General features: G+C 59.2%; 3 protein-coding genes. All 3 read left to right on the top strand.

From position 1 onward, the window contains the following. Positions 1 to 27: 27 nt before the first annotated feature. Positions 28 to 6,711: a hypothetical protein gene (locus MXE39_RS00300; RefSeq protein ID WP_246977783.1), complete on the top strand. Its 6,684-nt coding sequence runs from the start codon at positions 28 to 30 to the stop codon at positions 6,709 to 6,711. A gap of 109 nt (positions 6,712 to 6,820) precedes the next feature. Further along, positions 6,821 to 8,902, top strand: coding sequence for a hypothetical protein (locus MXE39_RS00295; RefSeq protein WP_246977784.1), 2,082 nt, complete (start codon positions 6,821 to 6,823; stop codon positions 8,900 to 8,902). A 525-nt stretch (positions 8,903 to 9,427) separates the two neighbouring features. After that, the gene (locus tag MXE39_RS00290) at positions 9,428 to 16,489 is read left to right on the top strand and encodes a hypothetical protein (RefSeq protein WP_247073689.1); all 7,062 of its coding nucleotides are present in this window, start codon (positions 9,428 to 9,430) and stop codon (positions 16,487 to 16,489) included. Positions 16,490 to 17,294: the final 805 nt, after the last annotated feature.

Below are 17,294 nucleotides of genomic sequence, written 5' to 3'. Positions count from 1 at the left end.
GCGCGCGCAGAGGCTGAGCGCGCCTTTATGCCTGACCCGGCTACCGACAGGCAGCCGGCCATACTTGCCACCTCTCAGGGCGCTGCAACCTGGCATTACCCCGGCAATGTCTATTCCCATCAGGAGCGTGAACTGAGCTACAGGCGCCAGAGCTCAGCCTGGCAAAGAAAGCAGAGCCGCCTTGCAGGATCATATGCCGGTTCCGCTTACCAGGACCAGGCCTCAGCTCAGGAAAGCTCGAACTGTTATGAGCAGGGAACTGACTGGTTTAAATGGCGCGGCCGTGACCTGACCCGCACCGAGCGCCTGCAGCGCGTGGTTGATAAAGAGGCCCTGACCAGCCTTTTTGATGACAGCCTCGAGCTGGCCGCCCGGCGCTCGGTCCAGGCCCTTCAGTCCACCTCAGCCCCGTCAGTGCAGCTGTCTCAGTCCGACCGGCAAACTAAGGCCGCTCAGTACGACCAACAGGCTAAGGCCGCTCAGTACGACCGGCAGGCTCAGGCCGGTAAGTCCAGTCAGGTGGCTCATGCGGCTCATGCGGTCCCTGATGCCGCCACCACAGCCTCAGCTGTGGCAGGCGTATCTGCGGCCTCTGACGACCCTGACAGCAAGGCCGACGCTCAGATAAGGCGCGCTTCGCTTTACGAGCTGATGACCTCTTACAACAGCCCTGAGCCGGGGGACGGCCCTGGTAAATCCCGGCTCCAAAAGAGCAATGACCGCAACATAGCCGGCCCTTATCAGAGGTCGCATCAGGGCGGATGGGAACCCGATGAGGGTACGGCAGGGCGTACTTTCAGGGGATCTGACAGTGAATCGGCTCAATCAGCAGCTTTTCTTACAGGCTCTGACAGTCACTTGCCTGAGCGGCGCGCTTTTCTTACCAGCAATGAAAGGGCAGACAGAGCACAGATAAATGAGCTGACTCTATCACCGCCAGCCCAGGCCCAGGCTAAGGCCCTGGCCCATGATCAATCCCAGACCCATGGCCCCGGGCGCCCGTCTGCTGCCTTGAGCGCCCTGAGGGGGACAGCCATGGGCCTGGCATTGCCTGAGTCATCACAGACAAAGAGCAGCCGGGCCCGAAACGGGAGCTCTGCAGAGGCCATGAGCTCTGCCCCGGCGCAGGCCCTGGCCGCAGCTGCTGGCACTTACGGGGCAGCCAGCGCACAGGCGAGCGCGGATCACTCCCAGCAGGCAGGTGCAGCCGGCAGTGATGAAGGGGCGCCTGGCCGTAAGTGGCTGAGCTCCCGGGCCGGGGCGCACGACAGTGAGGCCCTGTATGGCTCAAATCTCAGTGAGCACAGGGTGCTCATGGCCGCCGCCGGTCACTCAGGGCCATGGGCCGATGTCTATGGCAATGGCCCGGCCATGGGCAATACCCAGGCCGCTGCCATGGCCCTTGCTCAGGCCGGTGAGCATATACCAGGCTACGGCCCTTCAGCTCTGGCAGCTGCCGCGCATACAGGGGAGGCCAGTCTGCCCCGGAGCGCCCTGCCGGCCCGCAAGCCAGAATCTGACCCCCAGATACACAGGCGCAGCGGGCCACACCGCTCCCTGAACCACAGCCCGGCCCCGGCCACGGCTCCGCCCCCAGGGCAGAGCCGTCCATCCCTTAAGGGCAGCAGCCTGACCCTGTCAGCGCTCCCGGAGCTGGCAGCAGGGCTGAGCTTGCGCACAGTGACACATGGGTGGCTTACGCATAAGGCCCCGGGGCTGCTGATGACAGCCCTGAACCGTGCTGCCAGCACTGCTCTGGGCACAGTTGCCGCCCGGCATGCTCACACAGCCGTGGGCACAGCCATAAACACAGCCATTGGCACAGCCATAAACACAGCCGTGAGCACAGCCGGGGCTTATCTCAGTACCTGTCTGTCAGAGCTCCATGGTGACTTTGATGGGCCAGGTGAGACCGCAGACCTGACAAAGATAAAAGAGCTCACCAGACTGACCGGGCTTACAGAGCTCACCGGACTGACCGGGCTGCCTGGATGGCCTGCGCTCACAGGACTTGCCGCGCTTGCAGATCGCTCTGAGCTCAAGGCTGTGAAGTATGTGAAAGCTGTGAAAGCTTTTACTGCCATCAAAGCCCGCAAAGCTCTCAAATCCCAGGCGCAGCAGGCAGGACTGAGAGTTCTGAGCCGCCTTGATGAACATGGTGACTTTAATGCCCCTGACAGTGTCCATTACGGGGCCGGTGTCAGGACCTCTGAGGCCGGCAGCTCTGAGGACAGTGCCGCAGGCCGGGAGGAGCGCACCGCAGGCCGGGGACTGCTGGTTATTGACCTGCTGCGCCATGGCAAGCTGCCGCGCAGCGCGGCTGACAGAGCCCCCGGGCAGTCTCAAAAGGTCTCTGACGGTCAGCTGCCGCACAGCGCAGAGCATACGGGGCGGGCTGCCCTGATGGACCTTAGCGGTAAGCAGGCCACGGATATGCTCTCTGACAGTACTGAACACCCTGCTGATCCGCCTTACCAGGTAAGTGATCCTGTGCTCTCAGGCTCCATGCCCGGTGGTAAGCAGACGGCTGCTGGCGCCCCTGATGGGCAAAAAGCCCTGACAGCCGCCACAGCCACTCATGAGCAGTTGCACAAGCAGGAGCAGGCTCAGGAGCCCGGTCAGGTGAACACAGCGCATCTGTCTGAGGCAGCCCTGTACTCAGGACAGCAGGCCAGGTCCGGGGCTGCACAGGCAGCACTTGCAGCACAGGAAGTGCTGGCAGCACAGGCAGGCGACCCGGTCAGGAATTCTGGGCGCACCGGTCAGGTCTCAGGTCAGGGCCTGGCAGTTGGGGCAGCTGATACCGGGGAACAGGCCCGCGCATCTGCAGATCAGGCCCATAGTGGAGCTGATGATGAACTAAGCACCCGGTCGCGCCTGCAGCGTGCTTTTGAGGCGGGGCGCGCGGTTAGAGAAGCTCTTATTGAGGCCGGATCGGCTCTTATCAGGGGCATGGACCCTGATAACACCAGGGAGGCCGGATCTGATCGCGATGACAGTGGTGCACTGCGCCCTCTGTACAGCCAGCGCGAGGCTCACATCAGGCCCGTGCCCGACATGGAGCCTGAAGGCAGCCAGCCTTTAAGTCCGGCAGCGGAAAACAGCACTGACAGTACAGCCCCCAGGGCCAACGCCCCTGACTCCGTCAGCGGCGCCCGCCCGATTACCGCCGATCAGAACGCAGCCGGCGGCGCGCGCCCTCTAAGTGCCGATAAGGACACAGCCGGCGGCGCCCGCCCTGTCAGCTCTGAGGGCATTAACAGAGCAGGCCCAGCTGACCGTGCAGGCCCTGGCGGCCATGCTTACAGAGCTGACAGTAAAGCCCAAAGGGCCTGGTCTTACGGGGCTGGTAAAGCTGACAGCTCTTACGGGGGCAAGGCAGGCAGCGATGTCCTGCAGAGCGCACCTGACCCTGAGCGCACTGACGGGGTAGTGGGATCTGACAGTGGCAGCTTCGCATTGCACGGTGTAGGGCAGGACGCTTTAGCCCGGTCTGTCTCTGTGGCCGGTGCCCAGGGGCACACCGCGCCTGAGCACAGGCCTGATGCCCTTGAGGCAGTGCGCTCTGACTGGCGCCGCCGGGGCCGTGGGCTGTATGAGCGCTGCCTTATTGAGCAGGGCTATCTTCAGGCCAGCCACTATCAGCCTCTCAGTGCGGACAGTACCAGGGCCGCGCAGCTGCTGTGGCTTAATGCTGCGCTGCAGCACTGGACTGACCCCCGTGCCATCAGCTCCCTGCTCAGGGCCATGGCAGGCCCGTCAGCACAAAGGCACACAGAGCCCGCCAGCACAGCCCCAGTCCATGGCACTGCAGGCCGCCTCATAGCGGCCGGCAGCGTCGCAGCTGCTGGCGCTTACGGGCTCTCAGAAGGCGCCGGGGCGCTCCAAGGTTCCCTGATGACAGTTGCCAGGCTGGCTCCGGGCTTTGACTGTAACAGTCTGCCTGACGGCGCTGCGCAGCTGTGCGCTTATGGTCCTGGTCTGTCAGGGCCGCTGACCCTGTGGCAGCTGTCTTTATATGCCCCGTCAGCTCTGGGCTGCTCAGGGGAGGACCTGGAGGTCAGAGACAGGCACTACCGTGCCCAGCTTGCTGCCTGGGCCCGCAGAAAGGCTCAGGCCGCCCTGAGCGGCAGCTGCAGCTGCCGCGACACTCACAGCTGTGCCCTGGACTCAGGCTGCAGCAGTGATAGCGGCCCTGAGGGCGGCGCAACGCCTGTAGATGATCCGCCGCCAGTCAGCGCCCGGCAGATAGCTGCAGCCTGGGGGCTGGAGCCGGGAGTAAGCGTGATTGCCCCGGGTGATTTGCTGCTTGAGCCCCTGCGCTGGCGCCAGCTTAGTCGCAGTGACAGGCGCTTTGCCCCCGTGCTGGGCGCCGCCCCTGAAGGGGGCGGCCAGCGACCAGGCGCAGCAGCCCCATGGACCGCCGCTGCCACCGGATCCCCTGCACAGGACGGCACTGCAGTGTCGGCCTCTCCCGGCGCAGCTGCTGCCACCGCCACCGGCTCCGGTTCACAGGCCCGTAGCCTGGCAACACCATCATTAACACAACATAAGGAAAGTTCTATGCAAATGAACAACAGCAGTGAAAGCAAATACCTCAGTGACAGCTCCAGTGGCCCAGCCGCCGGGGTGACCGTGGAGAGCGCAAAGAGTCAGAGCGCCGTAACTGCAGCGCCCGCATGTGCACAATCTGGCGTATGCGCGCAGTCAGGCGATGTGGCAGCTGATGAGGGGGCTGCCGGGGCCGCGCAGCTTGCAAAGTCCCTGTATACCCTGCAGGGAGCGGCCGGGCGTGAGGCCCTGCGCGAGCTGCCGCCTGAGCAGCTCTTACATGACAGCCGCACCGATGATCCCCGAAATCTCAGGGCACGTGAGCTGCTCAGTGAAGCAAAGCGCAATCATCAGCGCCTCGACAGACTGGTTGAGTATGCCGTACGCAAAAAGGCTTTACGTGAGCGCACCGGCGAGGCCCCTCCTGAGCGTCCGGGACGCCACGGTGGACTTGCTTCTGAACACCCTGAAGCCGGGCGTTCTGATTACGGGCGCAGTGCCGCCCCGGCACAGAAAGCAGGGGCTTTCCTGGCACAGCCAGCAGATGCTTTTAATAATGGCCATGACAGAGCCGGAGCCATGGCCCCTGGTGAGGGCAGGGCCAGCTTAGATAAGCGCACTTTTGCAGCCGCCACTGGCAGCGGCGGCTACCATGGCGCTGATACAGGCGCGGCAGGCGCGCCGGGCAGAGCAGTGAGCGCGGCCGTGCAGCCAGAGATGGGCGATGCTTATGACCATGAGAGTGATGAGGGCCGCAGGGGTGGCCGGGTTACGGTGAGCATGACGGGATCGGGAGCCCGCTTCCGGCTGCATAAGGACACACTTTCAGGCAGATCGGGGGATGAGGCTGCGCAGCGGGCGCGCCTTGAGTGGTACCGCTCTTTGCCTTTTGCGCGCCTTGATGAGCTGTGGCACTCAGGTCAGGACCTGACTGAGCAGCTTGCTTTGCCGGCCCATGAGCTCTTTGATCAGGCCCGCAAGGTCTTAAAACGCAATATCAAGGCTCTGCATGAGCAGGGACTAATCAGCAAAGCCCAGATGCTCTCTGTTTATGACAGTGACGGACGGGGCCTTTATCTGGGCGGCGATCCTGTACTGGCCTCGCTCTCATCAGCCCTTGCCAATGTGTCCAGTGAGGATCTGCCCGACATACCTGAATTTCGCCGTGAAAACACCTGCTGGCTGGCCCGCCTTACTGTAGAGGGCTCCATTGAAGGCCGCCACCTGGGCATTTTCAATGCCCATGACCACAGCGATCAGGCCCGCGCTGCCCAGACCATGGTACTGCGCTCGCTGTGGAGCTCCTGCCTTACCTCCATGTGGTGGTCAGAGCACCGCCTCGAGATAGCAAGAGCCCACCTCACTGCTGCAGACCACCCAGAGGACGGTGCACTGCACTCAGCCCTGACTGAGCCCCTGCCCATGGCAGCCAGCGCAGCAGCTCCGGTCGGGCACAGTCATACCGGCAGTACTGCAGACAGTTCTGCTCAGCCGCTTAACCCCAGTGCAGAACACAGCTGTGCAGGCAAGACAGAGCAACAGTACCTGGCCCGGGCCGATCTCATGAGGTCACAGGGACATGAGGGCAGCAGCTCAGGGCGGGACAGAGGCGGAGTCATGCTTACTCTGGCAGCGGCCCTGTCAGCCATGGCACTGGGCGTGGCTGTACCTCAGGCGGCTGCCCAGGAGCCCGGTGCTGTTGAGCAGGCCGGAACAGTGCTCAGCGAATTTGCCCGCCTGCACTCCCTGCAGCAGCGCTTTAAGTACAGTCAGAGCGCTCAAGACACGGCCTGGGCCGTACTGGAGGCAGCGCGCAGCCTCGGGCAGCTCAGTGATCAGGCCGGAGGCCCCGGCAACAGCGCCCAGGGCAGTGCAGGCGCCCCGCCACCATGGGCCGCTCAGGGCCCGCTTAAAGTACCTGATGACACACAGGCAACCGCAGCAGATAAGGTCAGCCCGCCTCAGTCGCCCCTGGCAGCAGCTGCCACGGCCACCGGCCCTCTCAGAAAAAGCGCCGCGCCTGATTTGAGCGCGCAGACGGCCTCCCGGGTTCACTGTCATGCCAGGGCACAAGCTCAGGCCCATGAACAGCTCCATGCCAGGGTTCGTCCCCGGCCCGGATCTGAGCAGGCCAGAACAGAGCATGAACTCCCCTGGTGAGCCCGGAACCCGTCCGGCTGCCCCTGGCAGTGTCCACTGGCAATTACGCAGCAGCTCCCAGGAAAACCTTTATTCACTACCTTCATGGTCACAACATAAGGACAGCACTATGCAAGAGCACAATCTCAATAACAATATGGCCCCGGCTGCAGCCGGATCCTTAAAAATCACAGCTCCTTTCAGGGATTCAGACCCACGAGCTGACCGCCAGGCTGACCGCCCAGCTGATCGCCCTGCTGACAACCAGGCTGACCGTAACACTGACAGTCTTGCCGGATATAAGGCTGAGGGCGTTGCATATCACGCCAGCCATGGCCCGCACGACATTCATGGCCCGCACGGCAGCCATGCTCAGGCAGCCGTGGCTGCCATGCTGGCAGCCGGTGTGGCTCTGGGCCTGCCTGAAAGTGCCGCCGCCAGTGCCGATGCCCCTGACTATGCTCTGATGAGTACTTTAATGGGCGCTGATGAGGCGGATATGAGTGGTGGTGTCCATAAAGCAGGGGCTGATTTTAATGGTGATGCCGTGGTGCAAAATGCCCTGTGGGATGGGGACTGTGCTGATGAAAGGGGCGCGGGCGCTGCAGGCGTGGAAGGGTATTACTGTGCTGTTCAGGCCCGCAGTCCGCAGCGCCGTGTGCAGCCATGGAACGGAGCTGTGCCTTCACGTGAGGACATGGAAGAGGCCGCTGCCGGCCTTGGGGTACCAGGTGCCAAAGGCTATACCCCGCCAGATGATCAGGGCGGTTCCACCCCATGGTGGCGTCTGCATGTCATAGGCGAGGCTCAGGCTGCTGACTTTGCCCATGGTGATGCCGCCTCACGTGAGCGTGAGGCCGCTGCTCTGTGGCAGCGCATCAATGCCCGTAATAACTCTGCTCTGGAACCGGATGCTGAATCCCCGGTCAGCACCACCGCCGCCGGTCTTGCCAGCGCAAACGGCGCTATCTGGGAAAGTGACCGGGACTCTTATTCAGCCGTAACCGCCCTGGCTCCGGCCACTGCCGTAAATGCAGATGGCGCCGCTGCGCCAGGCGCCGCTGCAGCAGGTGCGGGCCAGACAGCCGCTGGTGCGGGCCAGACAGGCGCGGGCCCAGGCCAGACAGGCGATGAAGTGATAATTGATGTTTATCAGGAGTCCTTTCCCATACGCAAAAATCCCCGCAATCTCATGGAGCTGCGCAGCAATGCCATAGCCTTTGATACCGGACGCATCATCAGACGCGTATATAACCGCAGTGCCCTGCTCTCCAGGATACATGACTGGTCAAATCTCGATCTCACCACCGATAAGCAGCCCTATCTGTTCATGTCCTGGGATCATGTTCATTCAGCTGTTAATGACGGGGTACCTGCACCAGGCACTGCCCCTGCTGCCTACGGCAGTTATGAGGGCAGCATGGCCTCTTCCTCCCACAGCGACGCAAGTCTCAATGGCGCTACGCCTGCCCAGACTCATGGCGGTACAGCCCCGGCACAGTCTGTGACTGCGGCAGCTGCAGCAGCTTCAGGTGCTGCAGTGGCCCCGGCTGATGCCGCAGGCCAGGATGGGCGCGATACTGTGAGCACAGCAAAGGTCAGAGCTCCAGCAGCTACTGCCACAGCAGCTGCAACAGTGGCACCATCAGGAGTTGCAACAGGGGATGCAACCGCCGCTGGAGCCGGGGAGAGTCAGGGGGCATACATGAAGGCAGTGCCGGGCTTTCCGGGCATAAAGGCAGCCAGGACTTACATCCCGGGCTTACCGGCTGTTACGGCTTATTCGCCAGCCCGCATGGCTGTGCCTCATGCCCGGGCTAATACTCACTCAGCTCCGGTAGCAGGAGCTGCACAGGCAGCCGCCCCGGCCCCTTATGCACCTGCAGGCACCGGCTTGCCCGGCAGTGGCAGCAGCTGGGGTTACAGCCTGAGCTCATTGCCTCCTGCTATGCCTTATCGTGATCTTAATCCTCAGGCGGTAGCTGATTTGCAGGCCGTTACTGACCCATTACGTCTTAGCCGTGTCAGCGAGGAGCTAAGTTTGCGTGAAAGTCCTCAGCGTCAGCTTGATTTTCACAATGGCAATGGCGGGCGCCGCGCCATTATGCTGGCAGCGGTCACCCGCCCGGGCGCAGCTGCAGCAGCTGACGAGGCCGCTCAGGCTCAGGAGCGCAGCGCTCTGGACAGCCACGACCAGGCCCTGAGCTCATAAGAGCACTGAGCGCATGGTAATAAAGCCCGAACGGGGGCAGATACAGGCACTGTCCTGCAGATACAGACAGGCCAGGCAGGCATTAAATGGCCCGTAGCTGCAGTTACCACTTGTCTGGTCTTGCAGGCGCTCAAAGTGCCGGGACAGCAGGCGCCACAGGCGCTGGCTCTGCAGGTGACCAAAGCGCCAGCTTTGCAGGCAGTAAAGGGCCGGTCTTATCAGGCAGGTAAGGTACCTGTCCGGGCTGACGGACAGGCTGGACAGGTCCTTTGATAACAGTAATGGCGCCTGGTGCCTGGTGCCTGCTGCCAGCACAGCAGGAGCGTGCCTGTACTTGCCTGTCCTTACCGGCACTGAAGATAACAGTGGCCCTGCTTTCAGGGCCTGGACTACAGGCTGACCGTCCAGCGACGGCAGCCTGAAGTGAGATTTTCCTTTTTTCATCTCTTGAGATAACAGTTGAGATAACAGACAGGGAGAACAGCTATGCGCAGTGTCAGCTGGATAGAGCAGCGAATGGCGTCCATGAGTCAGGTATGGGCGTCATTTTTTGAGCGCAAGGGAGCTGCCATGGAAAGCCGTCATGGTCATAAAGCCGCGAGGCAGGTATCTGCAGATCCTTGCCCACATGGTCAGCAAGGCGCCGGTGGCGCACAGCACGGACAGCCGGCCGGATCATGTGCAGCTTATGGCCAGGGCGCGGGCGCCGCTAAAGGCGGCACAGGGGCGGGCGCTGGAGGGGCCGGCCCGGGCGTGCAGCCGGGCGGTCTTTATATGCTTGATGACAGCTGGGATGAAGTCAGAGACGACGGGGCGGCTCCCTTATGCCTTAATGCCTCGCAGCAGGGCACAGGTGAGCTTGATGCAGCGCTGATGCGTCCGAGTTATGCCTTTGCCGAAGATGGCTGGGTACGCTTTGAGGTCTTAAGTGATCAGCAGTTAATCGATCACTGTCAGGGTGAAATAGCTGTCCTGCTGCGCAGCTTTCAGGGCAATCCTGAGGAAAGAGCTCTGCTGCTCATGCCTCTTATCCGCATGCTGGTCCGTCAGTGCGGTCCCCTGCCTGTGGAGCTGACGCGCTGTGCCATGGACAGGGCTGATATGCTGCGTCGCTCTCTGCGCCTTGCCAATACCGCCCTTGAGGTCTATGGCACTTTGTCTGCCAGTCTGGTCAAAAGCAGCACTATCTTAAAATTCCTGAGCGCTCAGGCAGCCCGCCAGGCTCAGCAGAGCGATGCTGATGAGGACAGTGAGGGCGGCGCTGAAGAAACAGACATGGACAGCAGCGGAAGAGACAGCAGCGCCAGGGACAGCACTTCATCAGGACGTGCCCGCAGCCGTGGCCGTGCCCCGGCTGCTCAGACCGGCGCCGCTGCAGGCGGCGCTGCGGGCAGCGCTGCTGATGGCGCTGACGGGGCTGATGAGGAGATTGAAGACAGCCGCAACTGGCGCTTTTTTGCTGTGGGCAGTCGCCCTGAAGGGGCCGGTGAGAGCTGCAGGGTATTTAAAGGCTATCAGTGCTCCCAGCCTGGTCTTATCTGCGGAGATTCCACTGAGCTTGCCATGTATAACAGCAGCTGGTGCTCAGCTCTTATGCTTGATAATGACGAATATGAGGGCATTATTCATGAGAGTGACTGGGAGAGCAGATGGGACTGTGCCGGTTATGAGCTCAATGATTTGCACCATGAGCTCAATGACTTTATTTCCGTACTGCACAACAGTGAGCTTCCCGGCCAGATAAGCGCCGACCTGCTGGCCCGTCAGGCTACGGGCCTTGATTATTACGAGCATAATGCCAGCGGCAGCACCTGGCTTGCCTCCCCGGCGGCTCACGTAGCAGCAAAAGGCCGTGCAGGCACAGGTACTGCAGCCGGCAGCAAAGCCGCCGGCAGCAGGCCTGAGAGCACTCACAAATGGCTGGAGCTTACAGGTAAGGAGGCCTGTAATCTGGCACGCACCTTATGGGGTACGGGAACAGGCAACTGCTATCCCCAGGTAACAGCCTCGGCATGGGGCAAAGCTCTGAGCAGCATGGGCCCCACTGCCCTGTACGACAGTGAGCTTCAGGCAGGGGCTCAGCCTTGTGGAAATCATCCTGCCGGGGCCCTGCCCGCAGCAGCGTATGGCAGCAGCGCCTGTTCCGGTGGAGCATGGGACAGCGGCGCATGGGGCAGCGACGCATTTGCAGGCATGGGCCAGGGCCAGGGTATCTTTATGCTCCCTGAGCTTGAACGTGTGGGTAAAAAGGGCAAACCATTTTGCGGCGACAGCCTTGATATGCGCCGCCTTGCCACCTCAAGAGTGCTCGGTCCCATGGTGGGCATGGCTGCCTCAGATGATGAATGGGCGCGCTGGCATGAGGAGGCCTTAAACCGCTGCCGATCCAACATCATGGTCAGAACAGCCGGATTCAGTGAACTCTCAGTTAACCGTGATCACAACAGTGATGGTGTGCTCAATGCCTTTAAAAAAGAGCATTTTGGCCCTCTGTGTCAGAGCCTGTACCATCAGGCCGTGCAGGCCTCAATGGGCCGCTATGATCATGAGCAGCTTCAGGTAATAGTACAGCTGTCTCTAATCATGATCTGCTTTGCCCATCAGCTCTGGCGCATTCCTTATGAATACGAAATCTGTGCAGATAATGGTCAGCGCTATGATGCTGCCAGTGGCACCGTAAGTTTAAGCCAGTTCTGTGAAGACACAGGAGCTCACATGCTCTATGTGCGCTACCGCGCCCAGTGCGAGCGTCTTAATCCCTGGACAGCCACTTTTCATGACAGTCTGTCTGATTATCAGTATCACGATCGTATTGAAAGATATGGCGTAGAGGTCTTCAGGCATTTCTGCTCTCATACCACAGCTGTTATCTCCCAGATTTTCCCTTATCAGGAGCTGCGCCTTGCAGATCATGTAGTGCCCACCCTGGTATCAGGACTGTGTGACTTTCTGGAAGCCGTGGAGCAGCCTGTATGGGAGCCTGTCCACGCCCAGTACATTATTCAGTATCTGACCCGTGAGCAGCTGGCCTGCGGCCTGATGCTGCGCACTCAGATAAAGCACGATCTGTCCCGCCTGCATGCCCTTGGTCTGGCCTGCAATATCGATCTTAGCGCTCCGCCATCACGCGCTGCTGCCGCCTGGCAGCGAGCTCTGGCAGCAGCACAGACCCCGCATGACTCAGTAACATACGCCCAGGAGCCTGGCCTGAATGCCGATGCAGACACTGCTGTATCCGCGTCAGCCGCTGCCGCAGACACCGACAGCGCCCGGGCTGCCGCAGGCGGCACTGAGGCTGGCGCCACCGGTCTTTCAGCTGGCCTTGACAGCAAGGATAACAGTACAGCTGATGCCAGGGGGGCTGGCAGTGTGGTGGCACCTGACAGCTCTATGAGCGCTGACCCTGATGATCCCGAAGCTGCCTTTGACATGGAGGATGACGAGTTTGAGCTGGTCATTCCTTCATCTGCCATGCAGGCCGTACAGGGTAGCGGCGCTCAGGCGGGCAGCAAGGACGTCTTAAGCCTTGCAGATACAGATATGGTAATGGACTTTGATCCAGATGCTCCTTTTGATCCTGAGGACCTGGAAGGCAGTTATCCTGACATGGGAGCCGATGATTTTTCAGGCATGGATGACCTGGCAGCGGCAGACCTGTCCTGCCTGAGCCCAGGCGTTGACGACACATCCCCGTCAGATTGCACAGCCCCGTCAGACTGCACATGCCTGGCAGGCGACAGTGCTGTGGCACAAGCAGGTGCAGCTGCAGCCTCAGCTGAGGCTGATAAAGGTGCCCAGGGTGGTGACAATATGGACGCTGACTCTGATGCTTCCTTTGACACTGCTGTCAGTGACAGTGACAGCGCCATTGCTGATGAATGGGACTTTATTGACCCTGAGGCCCTGCTGGCCGCGCAGAAGGAAAGCACCACAGCTGAGAGTACCGGGACCAGCAACTGCATTACAGCAGACAAAACTGAAAATAAAGTGTGTGATGGCGACAGTGAACAGGGCCATTGCGGGGCATCTGAGGTCTCATCAGCAGGGGGCGAAGAGGTTCAAAACGGGGCGGCAAAAATTGCCGCCAGTGCTCACGAGGTTGACAGTGAGGCCATTTGTAGCGGCAAGACCCCTACTGGCAGTAAAGCTGTAAATACCTGCAGTTCAGGTGATGACAAGGCCAAATCAGGCAGTGCTGACTGTGCTGATAATGCTTTACAAATTAATATCGACAGCACTGCAGCTGACAGCTCCAGGCATAATAAGACCTCCAGCTCACATTGTGATTACACTTTCCTGCAGTATGCCGACGACAGCATGGTCGAATACTGCGAGGTACTTGATATGGAAACTCAGCTGCTGTGCGGTATGAGAGCCGCTCCTGCAAACGCAGAAAAGGCTGTGGTTGTAGCGCAAGCAGCTTATGCAGCATATGCATCTGACGCAGCTGATGCATATGCTGCAGCTGTTGCTGCAGGCGCTCATAATGACAGGAAGGGGGAGCTTGCAGACTCATGCAGCCACGACGGCATGGACAGTCTTCCTGCGGCTGATAAAGCAGCTAAAAATGGTGCACTTAACAATACACAAAATAATTTGCAAAGTATTAACAGTGATGACGCTGACTGCACTGATACTGACTGTGCTTATGCTGACTGCGCTGATGGTACTAAGACCGGCAATAAGGTAAGCAAAAGTGCTGAGCAATCTATGGGCAGTGAGCACTCATCTGGCGCTTATTCATGCCTGGCAGATGTCACTGAGAATGCTAACGGGAGTGTGAATGAGAGAGAGACTAATATTTGCTCCCAAAGCTGTGCGTCCGTTAAGCAAAGTGATGAAACAGATGATTCGCAAAACGATTTGCAAAACGATTTGCAAAACATTTTGCAGAACGAATCATCAGCTGACTCACATAATTATGTGAAGCATTCTTTACAGAATGATTTACAAAATACTATGTTGGATGATTTGCACAACAGTGTGAACAATGCCTCACACTATTCTGAGCAGGATATTTTACAGGGATCTGAGCAGGATGATTTACAGGAATCTGAGCAAAATAATTTACAAAATAATTTGCAGGATGATTTACCTGTTGAGCAGCCAGATGACCAGAGTAATGATCTGCAGAATGATCAACACAATGACTTGCACAATGACTCTCAGGATAATAGCCAGCCTGATTTGAAAGCTGTAAGTACCGACAGCTGCTGCAGCGACAGCTGTGCAGCAGGGGCTGATGCGGCTGCTGCAGGGGATGAGGAAGATGCTGAGCTTAAGGAGCTGCCTGAGCTTACTGATGAGCTGCGCCTTGAGCTGCAGCTCAGAGAGATGAAGGAGCTCTTTGAGAGTGCGCTGCGCCGCGTGAGCATCAATCGCAGTGATTCTGATGTCTATGTCAGCGGCAATTACGTATTCTTTGTGGATCGCACCCGTGCCTGGGCCGTGCTTAACAGCAGCTGGCAGGAGTATATCTACGGGCCTTTCTCCCGTCAGTCCGAGTCCAACAGTAATGCCCTTGGTATGGAAATTCTGCAGTCCTTTATTGCCGCTCCCCCTCTTTCAGAGACCAGTACTGTTATCCAGCCATATCCGGTACTGATAAGAACAGCCACCGACGTCATTATTGCCCGGGGCTATTATCTGTGCTTCCGTGAAATGGATCTGGGAGCTCAGGTGCTGATGCAGGAGTATAACCAGCAAGAGGATCATGCCTTTCTGGACTGGCAGCTGCGCGTAGCTTTAAGTCTCTATCTGCTGGCCTGCTCACGAGCAGGTCGTGGTCAGGATCCTCTTAAGGTCGATCTGGGTGAAAAGGCTCTTATGACGGCCCTGAGCACCCCGACCGGCTTTAAGGGCGCAGCGCTGTCATCGGCCTCAGCTGAGGCTGGCGCCGCCGCCGGCAGCTGTGCCGGTGGCGTTGCCAGCGGGAGCGGCTCCAGCGAGGGAGGCGCATGCCGGAGCAGCGTCTGTACTGATGGGGGCGGAGCTTACAGTGACCCTGGCTCCTATTACACCAGTGGTATTGGTGATAACTGCGATGTCTTTAACGCTGGGGAATTCTTTGGCTCTGGTGAGGACAGGTTTTATGACAGTCTGGACGCTGGCGAACTGGATGACATTGAGGATGATTATGGCCTTGTCTTTGACAGTGATGGCCGTCTGGTCACTTACAGCAATGATGAGGTTATAACTGAGCAGTGTGACCGCTCAGAGGCTGATAACAGCAGGCTGATGCGCTGCCTGTCAGGTCGTGGCTTTGACTGGAGACGCGTAAGCCTGCATGGTTTTGGTCCTGAAGGCCCGCGCGTCAGAGTAAGAGCCTCAACCTCAGTTGAATCAATACTCTCAGGCTCTGCTGTTATCAGGGAGATCTTTGGCCGTGTGGTCATTAAGAACAGTTCTCATCTGAATTTCAGGCCAGGCGAGGATCTGTCAGGTGTGGATATTGAGATTCATGCCCTCAATATTGATCCTCTTTTCACCAGCTTTTCTGTTGAGCGTCGTCGCACTCGAGAGATATTGGGCCGCAATGCCATAGCTGACAGTGCCGCTCAGGCCCGTAAAGCCCTCAATCTGTCCAGTGCTGTGGAAAAGGAAAACCAGAAAGCCCTGCGTGAGGCCTGCTCAGATGAGTTCTTAAGAAACAGCCTTGAGGACATGATTACCCCTGAGCAGATGGAACTCAATGCCAAAAAGCCCCGCACCCGCAAGAGCAAGACAGAAAAAACAGCATCTGAGTCTTCAGTTGCCACGGCATCAGCAGGCAGGGGGCGCAAGAGCACCGCCACCACTGCCACCGCAGCTGAAGCAGCGGCAGGTGCCGGTGCCGTCGGTGCCAGTGCCGGAGGTAGTACTGAGGTCATAAGTGACGAAGCCGCTCCGGGCAAAGCCCGTCGTGGCCGTAAGCCAAAGGGGGCCAGTGCAGCCAGTGCAGCCAGTGCTGATACAGCAGCATCTTCAGCCAGTGCTGATGGTGACAGTACCGTATCGGATGTCGGCAACGATATGCCTGTTAAGGCCAGACGAGGTCGCAGGAAAAAGTCAGAGGCTGCTGATGCATCATCAGTATCAGGGGCAGCCACAGGATCCGGTATTGATGGCGATGCTGATAATAATGCTGATGCTTCAGGCCAGAGTGCGGTAAAGCGCACCCGTGGCCGCAAGAAGAAAGCTGACAGCGCTGCTGATGCTCAGGAGGCTGGTTCAACACCGGCTTGCAGAGGCAGGGGCAGACCAAAGGGCTCAACCAGAGCTGCTGCCGCAGGTACTACCCAGGGTACAACAAGGGCCGGGGCCAAAGGAAAGACCAAAGCCGGTGACGGTGGACAGGCTGTGCGCTCAGGTGGGCGCCGCAAGCTCAAGGACGAGGCTCTGGTAAAGGCCGATGCCATTGAAGAGCGGGCAAAGGCTCGCGACGAGCAGGTTCAGACTGATCCTGAGTATGCACGTGTCATACAGCGCCGCAGCGCTCTGGCCCGCCCTGAGGTCAGTCCTGAGGAGCTGGCTGCTGCCCTTGCAGATCCGACCTTATGCCCTGACTTTGAGATCACATCAGCTGATGAGTATGACGACTGCGTATAGCTGACAGCACAGCTGACAAAGGGCCGCTCTATACTTATGGCCTGCCAGTGCCATTACAGGCCATGAGCGGCCCGGAAAAGTGCTGCTTATCAGCTGTTTAACGGCCCTTAATACTGTCCACTGGCCATACATTGATCCTCCATCTGGTCTCCAGTGGACAGTCGGTGGCCATTAGAAAAAGCTCCACTTCTGGTGATGGGGGTTCCACCTGATATTGAGCCAAAGCTTAAACATGATCTGGAAGAGTATAAGAAGTGATGAGAAGTGATGAAAGGCACCCAGTACGGGTGCTTTTTTGTTTTAAGTAGAACTGTACTAAAAGAAAGACGTAATCCGGGCTTCTGTGGTACATGGCGCCATGGGAGCGGCTGTTGAAAGTATGGCGGGCATAGCCTAATGCGAGCGGCTGTTGAGAGTGGGCCGGACATGGCAGCATGGGGCGCGGACAGCCTGACAGCGCGGGCCTGGTCTGGCCCGGCCTGACCTTGACAGGACAGGGATTGAGCAAGGGGGCGTGACATCCTGACAGCACGGGCCTTGACTGGCCCTGGCGGGACTTATGGTGTGTGAGGTGGAGGCCATGGTTTTTATGGCTACAGGTGTTTGAGGGCTGCTGTGCAGGGGAGGGTTGCAAACAGGGAGCAAAAGCTTACATGAAATCCGCTCAGAGCGCATTATTAGCTCATATCCTGTGATTGCATTGACTGAGTCTGTCTCATCTTACGGGGCCACAGTTATGGCCCCTGCCGGGCAGATCTGCAGCAATGTGATGACAGGGGTAAACCGGCCCTGCCAGGTGGCTTTA

Origin of the sequence: Anaerobiospirillum sp. NML120511 (assembly GCF_023050955.1) — a bacterium.
In the GTDB taxonomy this organism is placed as follows: Bacteria; Pseudomonadota; Gammaproteobacteria; order Enterobacterales; family Succinivibrionaceae; genus Anaerobiospirillum.
Note: the sequence above shows the minus strand (reverse complement) of the source record. Positions and strands in the feature narration are given on the sequence as shown.